The organism is Streptomyces sp. NPDC102360 (assembly GCF_044766085.1).
Classification (GTDB): domain Bacteria; phylum Actinomycetota; class Actinomycetes; order Streptomycetales; family Streptomycetaceae; genus Streptomyces.
On the sequence record NZ_JBIWLG010000001.1, the window covers coordinates 452,360 to 468,661 of the forward strand.

The 16,302-nt window shown below is 71.2% G+C and carries 16 protein-coding genes; 7 read left to right on the forward strand and 9 right to left on the reverse strand.

Annotation, left to right across the window (positions count from 1 at the left end; genetic code table 11):
- Positions 1 to 63: 63 nt before the first annotated feature.
- Positions 64 to 1,734 (reverse strand): putative glycoside hydrolase, encoded by a 1,671-nt coding sequence (locus ACIRHA_RS02050; protein WP_403838830.1) that lies wholly within the window; start codon positions 1,732 to 1,734, stop codon positions 64 to 66.
- 317 nt (positions 1,735 to 2,051) lie between these two features.
- Here ACIRHA_RS02050 and ACIRHA_RS02055 point away from each other — a divergent pair, with 317 nt between their 5' ends.
- From ACIRHA_RS02055 to ACIRHA_RS02065, 3 genes are all read left to right on the forward strand, one after another.
- Entirely contained in the window at positions 2,052 to 2,927 is an 876-nt protein-coding gene (locus ACIRHA_RS02055; RefSeq protein WP_403838832.1) for a polysaccharide deacetylase family protein, read from the forward strand.
- 61 nt (positions 2,928 to 2,988) lie between these two features.
- Positions 2,989 to 3,636 (forward strand): alpha-ketoglutarate-dependent dioxygenase AlkB family protein, encoded by a 648-nt coding sequence (locus tag ACIRHA_RS02060; protein ID WP_403838834.1) that lies wholly within the window; start codon positions 2,989 to 2,991, stop codon positions 3,634 to 3,636.
- Between the two features lie 73 nt (positions 3,637 to 3,709).
- Positions 3,710 to 4,969, forward strand: coding sequence for an ROK family protein (locus ACIRHA_RS02065; protein WP_403838836.1), 1,260 nt, complete (start codon positions 3,710 to 3,712; stop codon positions 4,967 to 4,969).
- Here ACIRHA_RS02065 and ACIRHA_RS02070 read toward each other — a convergent pair.
- The 6 genes from ACIRHA_RS02070 to ACIRHA_RS02095 form a co-directional block, all read right to left on the reverse strand.
- Positions 4,956 to 6,149, reverse strand: a complete 1,194-nt coding sequence (locus tag ACIRHA_RS02070; protein ID WP_403838838.1) for an MFS transporter — start codon at positions 6,147 to 6,149, stop codon at positions 4,956 to 4,958. The two genes, ACIRHA_RS02065 and ACIRHA_RS02070, sit on opposite strands and share 14 nt — an antisense overlap.
- Before the next feature lie 105 nt (positions 6,150 to 6,254).
- Entirely contained in the window at positions 6,255 to 6,851 is a 597-nt protein-coding gene (locus tag ACIRHA_RS02075) for a TetR/AcrR family transcriptional regulator (protein WP_403838840.1), read from the reverse strand.
- 55 nt (positions 6,852 to 6,906) lie between these two features.
- Positions 6,907 to 7,275 carry a hypothetical protein gene (locus ACIRHA_RS02080; protein ID WP_403838842.1) on the reverse strand — a complete coding sequence of 123 codons (369 nt, stop codon included), beginning with the start codon at positions 7,273 to 7,275 and terminating at the stop codon, positions 6,907 to 6,909.
- 23 nt (positions 7,276 to 7,298) lie between these two features.
- Entirely contained in the window at positions 7,299 to 8,339 is a 1,041-nt protein-coding gene (locus ACIRHA_RS02085; RefSeq protein ID WP_403838844.1) for a phosphotriesterase, read from the reverse strand.
- On the reverse strand, positions 8,339 to 8,935 hold the full coding sequence (locus tag ACIRHA_RS02090; RefSeq protein WP_403838846.1) for a TetR/AcrR family transcriptional regulator: 597 nt from the start codon (positions 8,933 to 8,935) through the stop codon (positions 8,339 to 8,341). The genes ACIRHA_RS02085 and ACIRHA_RS02090 overlap by 1 nt, the downstream gene beginning before the upstream one ends.
- Positions 8,936 to 8,967: 32 nt before the next feature.
- Positions 8,968 to 9,690, reverse strand: a complete 723-nt coding sequence (locus tag ACIRHA_RS02095; RefSeq protein WP_403838847.1) for a DUF998 domain-containing protein — start codon at positions 9,688 to 9,690, stop codon at positions 8,968 to 8,970.
- Between the two features lie 264 nt (positions 9,691 to 9,954).
- Between ACIRHA_RS02095 and ACIRHA_RS02100 the strand changes: the two genes are divergently transcribed.
- The 3 genes from ACIRHA_RS02100 to ACIRHA_RS02110 are packed head-to-tail and all read left to right on the forward strand — an operon-like array spanning position 9,955 to position 13,627.
- Positions 9,955 to 10,290, forward strand: coding sequence for an SHOCT domain-containing protein (locus ACIRHA_RS02100; protein WP_403838849.1), 336 nt, complete (start codon positions 9,955 to 9,957; stop codon positions 10,288 to 10,290).
- On the forward strand, positions 10,287 to 11,069 hold the full coding sequence (locus ACIRHA_RS02105) for an ABC transporter ATP-binding protein (RefSeq protein WP_403838851.1): 783 nt from the start codon (positions 10,287 to 10,289) through the stop codon (positions 11,067 to 11,069). Before ACIRHA_RS02100 ends, ACIRHA_RS02105 begins: the two co-directional genes overlap by 4 nt.
- Positions 11,066 to 13,627, forward strand: a complete 2,562-nt coding sequence (locus ACIRHA_RS02110; protein ID WP_403838853.1) for an ABC transporter permease — start codon at positions 11,066 to 11,068, stop codon at positions 13,625 to 13,627. The genes ACIRHA_RS02105 and ACIRHA_RS02110 overlap by 4 nt, the downstream gene beginning before the upstream one ends.
- Before the next feature lie 41 nt (positions 13,628 to 13,668).
- On the opposite strand, the gene ACIRHA_RS02115 is transcribed toward ACIRHA_RS02110, so the two are convergent.
- Together ACIRHA_RS02115 and ACIRHA_RS02120 are read right to left on the reverse strand one after the other, a co-directional pair.
- The gene (locus tag ACIRHA_RS02115) at positions 13,669 to 14,181 is read right to left on the reverse strand and encodes an ATP-binding protein (protein WP_403838855.1); all 513 of its coding nucleotides are present in this window, start codon (positions 14,179 to 14,181) and stop codon (positions 13,669 to 13,671) included.
- A gap of 206 nt (positions 14,182 to 14,387) precedes the next feature.
- The gene (locus ACIRHA_RS02120) at positions 14,388 to 14,702 is read right to left on the reverse strand and encodes a hypothetical protein (RefSeq protein WP_403838857.1); all 315 of its coding nucleotides are present in this window, start codon (positions 14,700 to 14,702) and stop codon (positions 14,388 to 14,390) included.
- Between the two features lie 320 nt (positions 14,703 to 15,022).
- Here ACIRHA_RS02120 and ACIRHA_RS02125 point away from each other — a divergent pair, with 320 nt between their 5' ends.
- Positions 15,023 to 16,195, forward strand: a complete 1,173-nt coding sequence (locus ACIRHA_RS02125; protein ID WP_403838858.1) for a PLP-dependent cysteine synthase family protein — start codon at positions 15,023 to 15,025, stop codon at positions 16,193 to 16,195.
- Positions 16,196 to 16,302 lie beyond the last annotated feature (107 nt).

Sequence of the window (16,302 nt, forward strand, 5' to 3'; positions counted from 1 at the left end):
ATTCTTCAGGATAGTGAAGTCCGGGGGGTGGGGCCGAACTCTCTGGGGAGTGGAGCTGAAGCCTCAGTCCAACGCCCCCGCGTGGTACTGAACCCCCGGGTTCCACAGCAGGAAGCCCTTGATCCCGTCGGAGCGGGCCGCGTCGAGTTGGGCGCGGACCTCCTTGTCGCCGTAGGAGACGCCGAGGGAGAAGTCCTGGATCCAGGGGACGATCTGCGCGTCGGTGTGCCGGGTCTTCTTCGCGAAGGCGGCGAGGGAGCGCTTGGTGATCGGGTACGGGTGGGAGTTGGGGTCGGAGACGCCGTATTCGCCCTCGGCCCAGTGCGAGGGGTAGATCATCGGCGCGATGTAGTCGGCCTCCTGCGCGAGCAGGCCGACGTCCTGGGCGATCTCCTTCGGCCGGTCGACGGCGATGCCGAACACCGAGACACCGAGGAACGCGTTGTGCTTGCGGACGGCGGCACGGGTCTCGCCGACGACGTCGGCGACGGACCGCTCGGGCGTGGTGTCACCGAGGCCGGGGAAGGACATCTTGCTCATCGGGCCGTCGGGGCGGCGGATGTAGTCGTAGAGGATGTCGTCGAAGCCCAGCTTCGCGGCCTCCGCGGCCAGATCGATGTTGTACTTCCTGACCTCCTTGTTCGCGAAGTTCGTGAACGACAACTGGCCGTAGCTGCCGCCGTTGTAGGCACCCCCGCCCGGAGTCCGCACCACACGGTCGCGGTGGCCGGATTTCCACGACTTGGTGGCGAGGATCGGATCGCGGAAGGCGACGATGCGGCCGACGACCGTGCCGCCCGCGGCGTGGATCTCCTTGATGGCCTTCTTCGCGTCGTAGTACCCCTTGGCGGCGCCGATGCTCTTGGCGAGGGGCACCTTCGAGGCGTAGCCGATCTCACCGAGCTCGTCCTTGATGTCGAGCTGCACCGCGTTGATCTTCTTCTGCTTCAGCATCTTCATGACCGGCCCCCGCAGCGCGTCGGAGGCCCAGCCCTGGGCGCTGACGTGCACGGCCTTCAACAGTGGCCGGTGCACGGTGAGTTCGGCCTCGTGGCGGGCGGTGTTGCCCGCGGCGTCGGTCGCGGTGACCGTCGTACGTCCCGGTGGGCGGGGGAGCCGGACGGCGAAGGCGCCGTCCTTCGCGGGCTTCGCCGTGTGCCCTGCGACGGATATCTTCCGCGCGCCGGCCGCCGTCCCCTTGACCGTGACGGGCCGCTGGAAGCCCTCGGCCTTGGTGTCGGCCACCTTGAGGCGGGGTGCCTCGGTGTCCACCGTCAGTTTTCGGACGACCTCGGTGTCGCCGGTGGGCCACGAACCGGGCTGGACGACACGCAGTTCGTGCGTGCCGTCCTTGAGGTCGCCCAGGCCGACGGAGAGGCTGCCTGCGCTGTCGTGCGCGGCCCGCGTCCGCAGCGGCTTGCCGTCGAGAGTGACCTTGGTGCCCTTGAGTTCGTCGCCCTCGGCGCCGGTCACCTCGAACTCTCCCGCGCGCAGCACCTGCGCGCCCAGCTTGCCGTCGTTCGGGAGGCCGACGAGGTTCAGAGTGGTTCCGTGTGCGGCGCGTAGCGAGAGTGTGCCGCCTATGGCGAGAACCAGTGCGAGCAGTACGCAGACGAGGATGACGGGCCTTCGGCGTGGGAAGCCCGCCGGGGAAGCACTGGCGCCGGGGTCGGAAGCGGAACCGGATGTGGGGGAGGTGGGGGAGCGGAGCCAGTTCTTCCAGTCGAGCCGCATCAGCAGATCCTCCAGGAGGTCTCGTGCGTCGTGGTCTACTGCGTCACCTTCGTGTTCTGCGCGTTCTTCGCGTTCCTCGTGCTCTTCGTGTTCACCGTCTTCTTCGTGTTCACCGTCTTCTCCGGATCGGCACAACTGCCGTAGCTGCTCTGGTCCTTGGGGCGGCCGCGGTCTCCTGTGGCGGTACCGGGAGCGCTGCGCCGGATGAGGGGGGAAAGACTCCGGAGCCCGCCGGTGACCGGCAGGCTTCCCGTTCCCCGACGTCCGGACACCCTTCCGGGGCAGCGAAACCGGCCAAACCTCCGGCGCCGGACAAGGTGCACGCCAACGAGCTGGGCGCCGTGCCGGTGCTCATGTACCACCAGATCCTCGAGCACCCGAAGAGCGCGTACGACCGGACACCCAAGGAACTGCGCACCGAACTGGAACGCCTTGTGCGCGAGGGGTACGTGCCCGTGACCGCGGACGCGTACGAGACGGGGAAGATCGACATCCCGGCCGGCGCCCACCCGGTCGTCCTCACCTTCGACGACTCCACCGACAGCCAGCTCCGCCTCGGCGCCGACGGCGAACCCACCGACGACTGCGCGGTCGGCGTCCTGCGCGCCGTCGCCCGCGAGCACCCGCGCTTCAAGGCCCGCGCCACCTTGTTCGTGAACGGCGACGCCTTCGCCGCCACCGGGCAGAAGAAGGCCCTGACCTGGCTGAACAAGAACGGCTTCGAGATCGGCAATCACACCCTCGACCACGCCAACCTCGCGCAGAGCGGCACCGGCAAGGCGCGCGCCCAGATCGCCGAGGGGCAGCGCTCCATCGAGCGCGACGTCCCCGGCACGGACGTCCGCTCCCTCGCCCTCCCGTACGGCATCCAGCCCGAGCCCGCCGACCTCGCCCTGACCGGCAGCGCCTCCGGCACGGCGTACAAGAACCGGGGCGTCTACCTCGTCGGCGCGAACCCGGCCCCCTCGCCGTACGCGGACTCCTTCGACCCGGCCGCCATCCCGCGCGTCCGCTCGGCCCCCGCCAAGGGCAAGGACGCGAACTACAGCTCCGAACACTGGCTCGACCAGCTGGCCGCGGGGAAGCTCGCCCGCTACACGTCCGACGGCGACCCGGACCACATCTCGTACCCGAAGGACACGGCCGCGCGACCTGACAAGGCGGCGGAGAAGGGGAAGCTCCGGCCGTACTGAGGGACATCCCGGCCGCCGTGCCATCGGGAACAGCCGCGGAGTCATCGGGAACACTGGAACCATGAACGAGCTGTTCGCCCGCGACCGCACGGAGATCGCCCCCGGCGCCGTCCATGTCCCCGACTGGCTCGACGAGCGGGAGCAGCGCCACCTGGTCGAGCTGTGCCGGACGTGGTCGCGCCCGCCCGCCGGCCTGCGCGATGTGCGGCTGCCGGGCGGGGGCCGGATGAGCGTGCGGCAGTTCGGCCTCGGCTGGCACTGGTTCCCGTACGGGTACGCGCGCACCGCGGTCGACGGCGATGGTGAGACGGTGAAGCCCATGCCGCGGGAGCTGGAGGCGCTCGGCCGACGGGCCGTCGCCGCCGCATACGGTGAGTCGTGCGAGCGCGACCCGTACGACATCGCCCTGATCAACTATTACGACACCGACGCCCACATGGGCATGCACAAGGACCGCGACGAGAAGTCGGCGGCGCCGGTCGTGTCCCTCAGCCTCGGTGACACCTGCGTCTTCCGGTTCGGCAACACCGAGACACGTACGAAGCCGTACACGGACGTCGAGCTGCGCAGCGGGGACCTGTTCGTGTTCGGCGGCGACGCGCGGTTCGCGTACCACGGGGTGCCGAGGACCGAGCCGGGGACGGCGCCGCCCGGACTCGGCCTGGGCGGGCGGCTCAACATCACGTTGCGGGTCAGCGGGTTGTCGTGAGGGGGCGCACGGATCGGCCAGGGGGCGTTCACCGGCTACCATTCCTGAGCGTGATCAGGGCGAGGAGTTGCTGATGGGCGGCGGCAAGGCGGCCTCCGGGACCGGGGGCCACACGGCGGGCGATACGGCGGGGCGGCCACCACGTCTGGAGCGGGGGCGCAGCGCGCTCGGTCCCGCGCTCGAACTCGTCCACACCGGGCGGGCCCCCACCCGCGCCGTGCTGACCGCCGAGCTCGGTGTGACCCGCGCGACCGCGGGCGCCGTCGCCGCGGAGCTTGAGGCGCTCGGCCTCATCCGCATCGACGCGAAGCCCAGCGCGGCGTCCGGTTCCCAGGGCCGCCCCTCGCACCGCCTTTCGGTGGCCGACGAAGGACCGGTGGCCCTCGCCGCGCAGGTCCACTCCGACGGCTACCGGGCGGCGCTCGTCGGCCTCGGCGGCGGCATCGTCGCCACCACGCCGGGCTGCGAGATCATCGACCCGGACCCGGCGGACGTCCTGCGTTCGGTGGTGGAGGCGGGCGTCCGGCTCCTCGATTCCACGGGACGACGCTGCGTGGGCGCGGGCCTCGCCGTCCCCTCCGCGGTCGCCGAACCCGACGGCACGGCCCTCAACCCCCTCCACCTGGCCTGGCCGGTGGGCGCGCCGGTGCGGCAGATCTTCACCGACTGCGTACGGGAAGCGGGGCTGGACATCCCGGCGTTCGCGGCCAACGACGTCAACCTGGGCGCGCTCGCCGAGCACCGCCACGGCGCGGGACGCGGGGCACGCGACCTGCTGCTGGTGGCGACCGGCCACAGGGGAGTCGGCGGCGCCCTGGTCCTCGACGGCCACCTCCACACCGGCAGTTCGGGCCTCGCCCTCGAGGTCGGCCACCTCACCGTGAACCCCGAGGGCCGCCCCTGCCACTGCGGGAGCCGCGGCTGCCTGGACGTCGAGGCCGACCCGCTCGCCTTCCTCACCGCCGCGGGCCGCACCCCCGACCCCGGCGGCTCGCTCCTCTCCCAGGCCCGCGACCTGCTGGCCGAGGCGAAGGACGACCCGGCCGTCCGCGCGGCGACCGAGGCGCTGATCGACCGCCTGGGCCTCGGCCTCGCCGGCCTGGTCAACATCCTCAACCCGGACCGCATCGTCCTCGGCGGCCTCCACCGCACCCTCCTCGACGCCGACCCCGAGCGCCTGCGCGCCGTGGTGGCGGACCGCAGCCTGTGGGGCCGCAGCGGCAGCGTCCCGATCCTGGCCTCGACACTGAGCCACAACAGCCTGGTGGGCGCGGCGGAACTGGCCTGGCAACCGGTCCTGGACGATCCGCTGGGGGCGCTCAGCGGGGGGTGACGCCGACCGGCTCCATGACCGGATCCCGCTGCCCCGCCGCCTTGTTGCCGCGCGCCATCAGGTCCGGTACGAGCGAGGCGATGCCGGCGAGGGCGAGCGCCAAGCCGACCCACAGCGGCGCCCGCAGCCCGTACGCGTCGATGACGACACCGCCCACGGACGTGGCGATGACGATGCCGAGCGTGATGAACGAGGAGTGCACGGTGTTCACCAGCGCCCCCGCGTTCCCCTTGCGCTGCACGCGCACCACCATCGCCGGGTTCATGGTGACACCGACCAGGCCGATGCCCAGCATGCACACCACGGCCGCGGCACTCACGTGCGCGAACAGCGCGAACCCCAGGAGGAAAAGGGAGTTGAGGACGAGCCCGGCCAGCAGCACGGTCAGGGTGTGCCGGTCGGCGAGCCGTCCCGTCACCGTGTTGCCGATGACGGTCGCGGCTCCGTAGGCGACCAGCAGGAGCGGTACGGTGCCCGCGCCGAACCCGGAGATCTCGGTCAGGATCGGGCCCAGGTAGCTGAACGCGGCGAACGTCGCGCCGATCACAAGCGTGCTGGTCGACAGCGTGAACCACAGCCGCGCCGAACGGAACACCCCGAATTCCGCCCGCAGTTGACCGGCTCCCCCGCTCTTCGGCACATCCGGCACCCCGACGAGCGTCGCCGCCGCGGCGAGCACCGTGATCCCCGAGATCACCCAGAACGCGGCGCGCCAGCCGAACCGGTCGCCGACGAACGTGGCCAGCGGGAGCCCGAGCAGCGTGCCGAGCATCAGCCCGTTCAGTGCCACGGAGACGGCACGGCCGCGCACCTCGGGCCGGGTGAGCTGCGCACACATCGCGAGACCGATACCGAAGAAGGCCTGCGAGGCGACTCCGGTGACGATCCTCGCCCCCAGCATCACCGCGTACGTCGACGCTGTCGCGGCCAGCACGTTGCCCGCGAGGAACACGGCGAACAACACCATCAGGGCCGCCTTCTGAGCCACCTTCAGCAGGGTGACCGTCAGGAACGGCCCGCCGACTGCCATGGCCGTGGCGAAGGCGGTGATGAGATACCCGATCTGCGGGATCGTCGCGGCAAGACCGTCCGCCATCTGCGGCATCAGACCGGCGACGACGAACTCGCTGGTGACCATGGCGAAAATGCCGAGGGCCAGGACGTATACGGCGCGTGGCATGGGTGTCCCTTCGAGGAACGCTAGTTTTGGATGGATCAGTACAAAAGTGGGGCATGGCTGAGGGTGGGAGTGGCATGGGTCGTGGTGCGGGAGTGGGGGTGCGGGTCAGCCGGTGAGGGCGTCCAGGGCGATGTTCGCCGTTGCCTCGAGGGTGGCGCGGTCGGCGCCCCCTTGCCCGGCGACACGCATCCCGCCGATCACGGTGTTGAGGAAGCGCGCCAGTTCCTCCGGTGGCCGTTTCGAGGTGATCGAACCGTCGGTCTGCCCGGCCGTGATCACGGACCGCAGGGCGGCGAGCCGAATGGCCAGATCCCGCTCGACCAGGCGCGCCGCCTGGGGATCGCGCCCCGCGAACTCCACGGTCGTGTTCACCGTGAGGCAGCCGCGACTGTGGCCGCCCTTGCGGGTCCCGGCCTCGGTGTCGACGGTCCTCGCGAACAAGGCCCGGATCCGGTCGATCGGCGCCTGCTCCGCATCCTCCAGAATCTCCATCTGGTCCGCCGTCATCCGCTCGATGTAACGAGTCAGCGAGCGCGTGAACAGGTCGTGCTTGCTGGCGAACGTGTTGTAGATACTGCTGCGCCCCAGACCGGTGGCCGTGCACAGGTCCTGGGTGGAGGTGGCCTCATAGCCGTTCTCCCAGAAGGCGTGCATCGCCGCGTCCAGGGCCCGCTCCTCGTCGAACATCCTCGGTCGGGCCATACGGGAACGCTATCGGTTTTGGATCGACCAGTGCAATACGTGGCGCGGCCCGCTTTCACTCGCCCCAGTCGATCTGCTCCTCCGGCACCCCGACGGACCGCGCATACGCTTGCGCGGCCTCGCGCCCCGCCGTTTCCCCGCGCGGGTAGTGACACACGTGCCCGGCGAAGACGACGTAGACGTCGGTGTCGCTGCGGAAGTCCGCGTACCAGCCGCCTTCCGGGGACAGGCAATACGAAAGCGCGTCCGCCAAGGGCGCGGCGTCCTGGTCCGTGGCCTCGAAGTCGAGCAGGGTCCACTCGGCCGGCTGGCCGGGAGTGACGCCGGCTCCGCTCACTCGTCGCAACCTGGTCAGCGTGAGCGGTACGCCGCTCAACTCGCAGCCCGCGCGCAGGCTTTCACCGACCAGAACGCCCGTGACCATCGCGCACCCCTCATCCATTCGAATCATCGCCACTCGACCGAGAACGCCTGTGCCGGATTGTCCACCAGGATGCGTTCCACCGCCCCCTCGCCCAGCACCGCTTCGAGGCGCGGGCGGATCCGGCGCAGGAGGTACGGCATGCCGGGGCCGCCGTTCACCGAGCGGGCGCCGGAGGCCGTGGTGTCGCCGCCGAGCAGGAGTCGGTCCGCGTGGCCCGCGTCGGCCAGTGCCGCGAGGGCGTCCGGCATTCGCCAGTCCGTGGCGTGGTTGGCCCGCGAGGGGCCGTCGAAGGCCAGATACGCACCGGAGTCCGCGGCCTCCCGCTGGGTGACGAAGTCGGGGGAGCGGTTGAGGTGGCCGAGGATGACACGGTGGGCGGGCACCTCCAACTCCTCGCACAGCAGGTCGAGTACGTCCAGCGCGCCTGTGCCCAGCTCCAGGTGGACGGCGATCGGGGCGCCGGTCGCGTGATGCGCCTCGGCCGCGGCCGTCATTGTCCAGCGGGCGTGCGAGTCGAGCGCGTGGAAGCCGCCGGCGACCTTGATCAGGCCGGCGCATACGCCGCTGTCGCCGATGCCGTCGGTGAGCTCGCGTACGAAGACCTCGGCGAGGTCGGCGCGTCGTGCCGACACCAACGCCTCGGAGTAGTGGGCGAGTTGGTGCATGCCGGTCGCCGCCACGATGCGCACTCCGGTCGACTCGGCGAGTGTGGGCAGCTCCCCGGCCTGCCGGCCCAGGCCGTACGGCGTCCACTGCACCACGGCGCCGCCGCCCACGGCCGCGTACGCCTCCAGCTCCTGGCGTGCGCGTTCGGCGTCGTCCAGTTCCTGGCCCGGCAGCGCGGGGCTGCGGAAGAAGGCGTGGTCGTGCGCGTCGACCACGCCCAACTGGACCGGCTCCAGGTCGCCTTGGACGCTGTTCTGGACGAAGGGACGCCCGAAGTCGGCGACGATGCCCTGGAATCCGGGGCCCCAGGGGGAGGCGTTCATACCGGCCGACGTGCTCCACAGGTAGAACGGGGCGTACTGGTTCACCGGTGAGCCGTCCACGCCGCGTACCCGCATCAGGTACGCCTTGGCGCCGAGGCCGGGGAAGTCGTCGAGGGCGTGACCAGGAGTGCGAGCAGGCCGCGCACCCCCGCGTCGAATGCCGCCGTGTCGCCCGATGCCCGTGCCAGTACGTAGCCGCCCTGAACCGTCGCCACGACCGCCGCCGCGATCTCGCGCGGCACCAGGTGGGCCGCCAACTCGCCGCTGTCCACGCCCTCTTGGACCACATCGGCGATCCGGCTCTCGACGTACGCGATCGTCTCGTCGACCGGTGCCCGCAGCTCGTCGCTGGTGATCACGTCCGGGTCCATCGTCAGCCGCCCGACGGGGCAGCCGCGCAGCACATCACGCTCGCGGAGCAGATACGCCGCTATCCGCTCGGGCGCCGAACCGCCGCCGTCGAGCAGCCGGTCGACCGCGGTCCGCATCTCGTCCCCGGTGCGCCGGATCGCGGCGAGCGCCAGGTCCTGCTTCCCGGTGAAGTGGTGGTACATGCTGCCTTGGCCGACACCCGCGCGCTGCAGGATCGCCTTCGGGCTGGTGCCCACGTAACCGCGCTCCCACAGGAGCTCGCGAGTGGTCTCGATCAGTCGATCCTGAGTGGTCGCCATGACATCAACCGTACATACCAGTAGTTACAGATTCAATGCGTCGCCTGCGTCGCCTGTGTCGGATGCATCGGCTGCATCGTCTGAGGCCCGCCCTCAAGTCCACTCCTGTCCGGCACCATGCCCTGAACGTACCGGCCGAGCACGCCCAGCATGACGACCTCGCACCCGAGCATCACCCGCTCCACAAGCCCGATCAGCTCCCGGCCCCCCGGCCCCGCCGAATACGCCATCACCCCGGCCCCGGCCACCGCGAGCAGGGCCGGCACACGCAACCACCGCGCCGTACGCCCCGCCGCGGAGCCGAGCCGTCCCGCCAGCACAAGACCCCCCGCCGGCAGCGCCGCGAACGCCGCGACGGACGCGTAGCGGTGCACATATGCGGAACCGGTCAGCTGCGTGGTGAGCGGGTCCGTCGGTACCACGGCCGCGAGCACCAGGCCCGCACCCCAGACGGCCAGCAGCACGGACGGCAGCCCGCGCATCGCCGCGAGCCGCCTCCTCGCCACCACCAGGAGCAGCAGCGAGACCACGCCGAGCGAGGCCATGGCGGTCTCGATCGGCCCACCGCGGTCAAGCGCCGCGAAGTCGCTGACGGTGAGGGACAGTTGGCTGAGCTCCGGGTCGGTGTCCCGAGGGGCCAGCAGCGCCGCCATCATGGCCACGACCACGGTGGTCCACACCAAGGGTGCGAGCCGGTGGCCGAGGCCGCTGAACACGAACCGGCGGCTGAAGGTGTCTCGTCTCGGAGTCGTCACGATCTGATCCTCCAGCCGGGCGGTGCCGGCGCGCCATGGGGGCCGCCCCGGAGTCGCCCCCGACCCGGCCCCTGACACACATCAGGGTCGGCCGGGCGCCCAGGAGCAGTCCCACACCGCTCACGTACTCCCGCGGAGGTACGCACAGTGCCGCTGGCCGTACGACGACCCGGACCCCCTCCCGGCGGGACGCTCGAGTCATCACCACACGTGGACGCCCGGCACACCGGCCCGGCGCCACCGGAACAAGAGGAGATGAGTCGGATGCAGACCCTCGCGGAATTCGGACCCGGCAACGGCCCCGGCCCGTGGATCCTGTTCTTCCCGCTGATCTGGGCGGCTGTCATCGTCGGCGTCGTCACCCTGCTGCGCCGCACCGTCTGGCGCGGCCGGCGCGGACCGTGGGGCCCCGGCCCCGGCGCCCCTCGCCCCCGCCTCGACGAGAACTCGCCGATCGCCGTGCTCGGCCGGCGCTTCGCCGCCGGTGAGATCGACGAGGACGAGTACTGGCGCCGACTGACCGTACTGAACGAGGAGTTCGGCCACTACGGCACAGGCACCGGCACCGACCGCAAGGCCGGCAAGGGCGGCGCGTCATGAGCACCGCCACGACGCTCACCCCCACCACCCTCGCGGCGCGCGTCGACAACGCCGTCAAGGTGTACGGCTCCGGGGACACCGCCGTCCGCGCCCTGGACGGCGTGAGCGTCGGCTTCCGCGCCGGACGGTTCACCGCGATCATGGGCCCGTCCGGCTCCGGAAAGTCGACCCTGATGCACTGCGCGGCAGGTCTCGACACCCTCACCGAGGGGGCCGCGTACATAGGTGACACCGACCTCGGCTCCCTCGACGACCGACGCCTCACCCTGCTGCGGCGCGACCGCATCGGCTTCGTGTTCCAGGCGTTCAACCTCGTACCGACACTGAACGTCGCCGAGAACATCACCCTGCCGATCGACCTGGCGGGCGAGCGCCCCGACCGCGAGTGGCTCGACGCGCTCGTTGATGTCGTCGGGCTGCGCGACAGGCTGCACCACCGGCCCGCCGAACTCTCCGGCGGGCAGCAGCAACGCGTCGCCGTGGCACGGGCGTTCGCGGGCCGGCCCGATGTCGTCTTCGCCGACGAGCCCACCGGAAACCTCGACTCCCGATCCGGCGGCGAGGTGCTCCGCCTCCTCGGCGACGCGGCCCGCCAGGCCTCGCGCACGGTCGTCATGGTCACCCACGACCCGGTCGCCGCCGCCCACGCCGACGAGGTCGTCTTCCTCGCGGACGGCCGCCTCGTCGACCGCATGGAACGGCCCACCGCGGACCGGGTCCTCGACCGGATGAAGGCCTTCGACGGCCCTCCTCCCACCGAAGGCGGTGGCTCGTCATGAACGCCTCCGTACGCCTCAGCCGCACCTCGCTGCGCGCCCACAAGCGGCGCTTCGCCGGAACGTTCGGCGCGGTTCTGCTCGGCGTCGCGTTCCTCGCCGGCACGCTCGTCATGGGTGACACCCTGCGCGCGAGCTTCGACTCGATGTTCGCGGGCGCCAGCAGCGGCACCGACGCCGTCGTGCGCTCCGGCAGCGTGATCACCACCCCCGGCGAGAGCCAGGGCACCCGCCGCCCGGTGGACGCCTCGCTCGCCGACGATCTGGCGAAGGTGCCGGGCGTCGCCGCGGCGGCGCCGAACATCCAGGGCGCGGGCCAGCTCGTCGACGCCCACGGCAAACCCATTGGCGGCCAGGGCCCGCCCACCCTCGCCGGAAACTGGATCGAGGACCCGAAGCTCAACGCGTACCGGCTGGCCGAGGGGCACGCGCCGCGGCACAGTGGCGAGGTCGTCGTCAACCGCGGCGCCGCGAAGTTGGGTGACCTCAAGGTCGGTGACACGACCACGCTGCGCACGCCCGACCCGGTGAAGGTCACCATCGTGGGCCTGGCCACCTTCGGCGGTGAGGACGGCATGGCGCAGACCACCTTCACCGGCATGACTCGAGCCGACGCCGAGAAGTACCTCACCCCGAAGCCGGGGGAGGCGTCCACCATTCAGGTGCGGGCCGGACCCGGAGTCGGCCAGCAGGAGCTCGTCGACTCCCTGAGTGGCCGACTCCCCAAGGGAGTTGAGGCGATCACCGGTGAGGAGTCGGCGCAGGAGAACACCGACATGATCTCCGGCCAGTTCCTCACCCTGTTCACCACCTTCCTGCTCGTGTTCTCCGGCGTCGCGCTGCTCGTGGCGACCTTCTCCATCCACAACACCTTCGCCATCGTCGTGGCCCAACGCGCCCGCGAGAACGCCCTGTTGAGGGCGCTCGGTGCGGCCCGGCGACAGATCGCGGCGGCGACCCTGGTGGAGGCGACCGCGGTCGCCGTGGTGGCCTCGGCCGCCGGGCTCGCGGGCGGCATCGGCATCGCGGCCGGGCTCCACGCACTGTTCCCCGCCATCGGATTCCCTTTCCCGGAGGGCGAGTTGGTGATCAGCCCGCTCTCCATGCTGCTGCCGCTGGCCGTCGGCATCGTGGTGTGCGTCGGCTCGGCCCTGCTGCCTGCCCTGCGCGCCGGGCGCACCGCGCCGCTGGCCGCCCTGCGCGAGAGCGCCGTCGACGACTCCGGTGCCTCGCGGCGCCGCGCCGTCCTCGGTGGTGTGCTGGGCGCGGCCGCGATCGCGGCGACCCTCGTAGGCGTCCTGGTGTCCCCGTCGATCACCCTCGCGGGCGTCGGCGCCGTGCTGGCCCTCGCCTCGTTCATCGTGCTCGGCCCTGTCGCGTCCACGTCCGCGGTACGGGCCCTGGGCGCGCCGCTCGACCGGCTGCGCGGTGTCACCGGCGGGCTCGCGAGGCGCAACGCGCTGCGCAGCCCGAAGCGCACCGCCGCCACGGCGAGCGCCCTCATGATCGGTGTCGCGGTCGTCTCCCTGTTCACCGTCTTCGGGGCCTCGCTGAAGGCGACCATGGACCAGACCGTGAACCGTTCCTTCGCGGGCGACGTCGCCGTCTCCACCCCGTCGTTCGGCGCGGGCGGCAGCGGTCTCAGCCCGAAGCTGGCGCCCGCGATCGCCGAGCGGCCCGAGGTGGCCACGGCGGTCGGCCTCGGCAGCGGCGTCGCCGACGTCGAAGGCAAGGGCCGCGCCCTCACCGTCACCGACCCGGCCGCCCTCGCGAACGCCTTCGACCTCGGTACGGTCACCGGCTCGATGAACGGTCTCGGGAAGAACGGCATCGCGATCACCCGAGCCGAGGCCGACCAGCAGCACCTCGCCGTCGGCGACACGGCACGCCTCGCCTTCACCGACGGCGAGAAGAAACCCTTCACGGTCCGCGCCGTCTACGGACAGTCCGAGCTCGCGGGCGACTACGTGATCTCTCGCGAGGCATGGGCACCGCACCGTACGCAGGACGCCGACAGGCTGGTCTCCGTCACCTTCAAGGACGGCGTCTCCACGGCCGACGGCACGAAGGCGGTCGAGAAGGTCGCGGCGGCGTACGGCAATCCGGATGTGCAGACCCGTGACGCGTACGCGCAGTCCTCGGCGTCCGGCATCGACATGATGCTCACGCTCGTCTACGCGCTGCTGGCCCTGGCCGTCGTGATCGCGCTGCTCGGCATCGCCAACACCCTCACGCTCGCCGTGCACGAACGGACCCGTGAGCTGGGCCTGTTGCGCGCCGTCGGTCAGACCCGCGGGCAGCTGCGGGCGATGGTCCGCTGGGAGTCGGTGCTGGTCGCCGCGTTCGGCACGGCCGGCGGGCTGGTGCTCGGCGGATTCCTCGGCTGGGTGCTGGTGAAGGCGTCCGACGGGGCGAGCGACAGCGCCTTCGCGTTCGCGCTGCCGCCGGGCCGGCTGGCGGTCGTGGCGCTCGTCGGGCTCGCCGCCGGCGCCCTCGCGGGCCTGCGCCCTGCCCGCAGGGCGGCACGCCTGGACGTACTGCGGGCCATCGCCACCGAGTGAGCTACCGAGTGAGCGACGTACCTTTGGTGATCACCGCCCGGTCAGCCTGCGACGGCCGACCGGGCGGGAGCATGCGGGGACACCGTGAGCTCGTGCGTGTCCGTGCGGTGCGCGGGATGCGTCGCGTACACCGGGTACGGCGCGATGGCCATCGCCGGGGCGGGGGCCGGCAGGGCGAACCAGACGACCTTGCCGCCCTCGCCCTGCGCCCGTACGCCCCAGCTCTCGCTCACCGCGGCGATCATCGCGAGTCCGCGGCCGCAGGTGGCGAGGGGGTCGGCGTCCCGTACCTCGGGGAGCCTCGGGTCGTGGTCGTGCACCGAGACGGTGAGCGTGCCGCTGAGCAGCTCGATCTCCACGGTGCAGAGTTTGTCCGGCTCGGCGTGCCGGTGGACGTTGGTCAGAAGCTCGGTGACGCAGAGCGCGGCCATCTCGATCAACGGATCGAGATGCCAGTAGCGCAACTGCGCCGATACGATTCTGCGGACCTGACCTATCCGCGACGGCAGGGCTTGGAGCTCCACCGTGCAATGCCTGTTCGGCTGGCTGATCACGGCTACGACTCCCCGAAATTGAGTCCGGAAGAAGACGAAAACGGATCGAGCGGTGCGACTGCGCTGTGACAGGACTGCCCGCTCCGTGTCCGGCGGGCTGGTTCGCAGCGTTATCGCCGGTAAACCCTGAGTAGTGATGTGTGACCAGCGTTACTCAGGAGGCGTGGGCGTGCAACTTCGCCGGCTGTCCGCTGCGGGGTGGGGTGCTATCCGGTGCGCGAGGTGGCGGCGCGGACGGCCTCGATGAACCGCCGGGCCGCGGGCGGTCCCGAGGTGCCGCCCTGTCCGCCGAGGCGCAGCAGATAGCGCCGCCCGTCCACGGCGGCCATCGCCCGGTCCTCGGCGCCGAACCACGGCCTGCCCGCCCGGACTTCACCCAACGGGGCGCTGTCGATCTCGCTCCCGTAGCTCGTGAGCAACTCCAGCCTGCCGCCCGTGATCCGGACCTGTCCCGCCCGGGTCAGTGATCGCAGGCGCCGGCCGATGCGCACGCCCGTCGCCGTGAACTCAGGCTCCGCCATGCCGTTTCGCCCCCTCGAGTGCGTGTCTGCGGTGCAGTCTGCACGCACCTGGCCAGGAGCACCAGTGCACTTGTGGACGCGCTGTGAAGCACTGGGGGCACCTTCGGTGTGCGCCCCCTCGCACGTACGTTCCCGGATGCTCCGGCATCCCGGGCGCGTGTTCCGCCGCCCTCCCAGCCGTTCCTTTGAGAGGCTCAAAGATGCATTTATGCAGGTGAGAAGCGTGCGCAAGGTGCTTATGATCGTGGTGTCCGGCTGCCGTCGGCGTTCCGGACCGGCGCGCGGAACGACGGTCGGACACGACGAGAAGGAGCCAAGCGGTGAGCACCACGGAACAAGGCCGACCCACGGGCGAGGGCGCGGCGCCCGGCCCCCTGCCGACGCTCGACGTCGACCACACGGACCCCGGCTACCGTGAGTGGCTCAAAGAAGCGGTACGCAAGGTGCAGGCGGACAACAACCGCTCGGCCGACACCCACCTGCTGCTCTTCCCGCTCCCCGAACAGTGGGGCATCGACCTCTACCTCAAGGACGAGTCGACGCACCCCACGGGCAGCCTCAAGCACCGTCTGGCCCGCTCGCTCTTCCTCTACGGCCTGTGCAATGGCTGGATCCGTCCCGGCCGCCCCGTCATCGAGGCGTCGAGCGGCTCGACGGCGGTCTCGGAGGCGTACTTCGCGAAGCTGATCGGCGTCCCCTTCATCGCGGTGATGCCGCGTACGACCAGCGCCGAGAAGTGCCGACTGATCGAATTCCACGGCGGCCAGTGCCACTTCGTGGACGACTCGCGAACGATGTACGCGGAGTCCGCGGCCCTCGCCTCTCGCGCCGGCGGCCACTACATGGACCAGTTCACGTACGCGGAGCGGGCCACGGACTGGCGCGGGAACAACAACATCGCCGAGTCGATCTATCGCCAACTCGCGCTGGAGCGCTACCCGGAGCCCGCCTGGATCGTCGCCACGGCGGGCACCGGCGGCACCTCCGCGACGCTCGCCCGCTACGTCCACTACATGCAGCACGACACCCGCATCTGCGTCGCGGACCCTGAGAACTCCTGCTTCTTCGAGGGCTGGACGACCGACAACCCCGACGCGACGAGCGACTGCGGTTCCCGCATCGAGGGCATCGGCCGTCCCCGCATGGAACCGAGCTTCGTGCCCGGCGCCATCGACCGCATGATGAAGGTCCCCGACGCGGCGAGCGTCGCGGCGGTACGCGCCCTGGAGTCGGCCATCGGCCGCAGAGCGGGCGGCTCGACGGGTACGGGCCTGTGGAGCGCCCTCAAGATCGTCGCGGAAATGGTGGCGGAGGGCCGCACGGGCAGCGTGGTGACGCTCCTCTGCGACCCGGGCGACCGCTACCTGGACAAGTACTACTCGGACGACTGGCTGCGGCAACAGTCCCTGGACATCACCCCGTACGCGGAGGCGATCACGCGCTTGCTGGAAACGGGAGAGTGGCCGAGCAATTCAAGCCCCTGCGGCGATTGAGGCGCGGGGTCCGGGGCAGAGCCCCGATCTTTCAAGCCCCGCACTTTCGACGAGAGCCAGCGGGGTCCGGGGCAGAGCCCCGAGGCGTCCACCCCGGTCGACCGCAC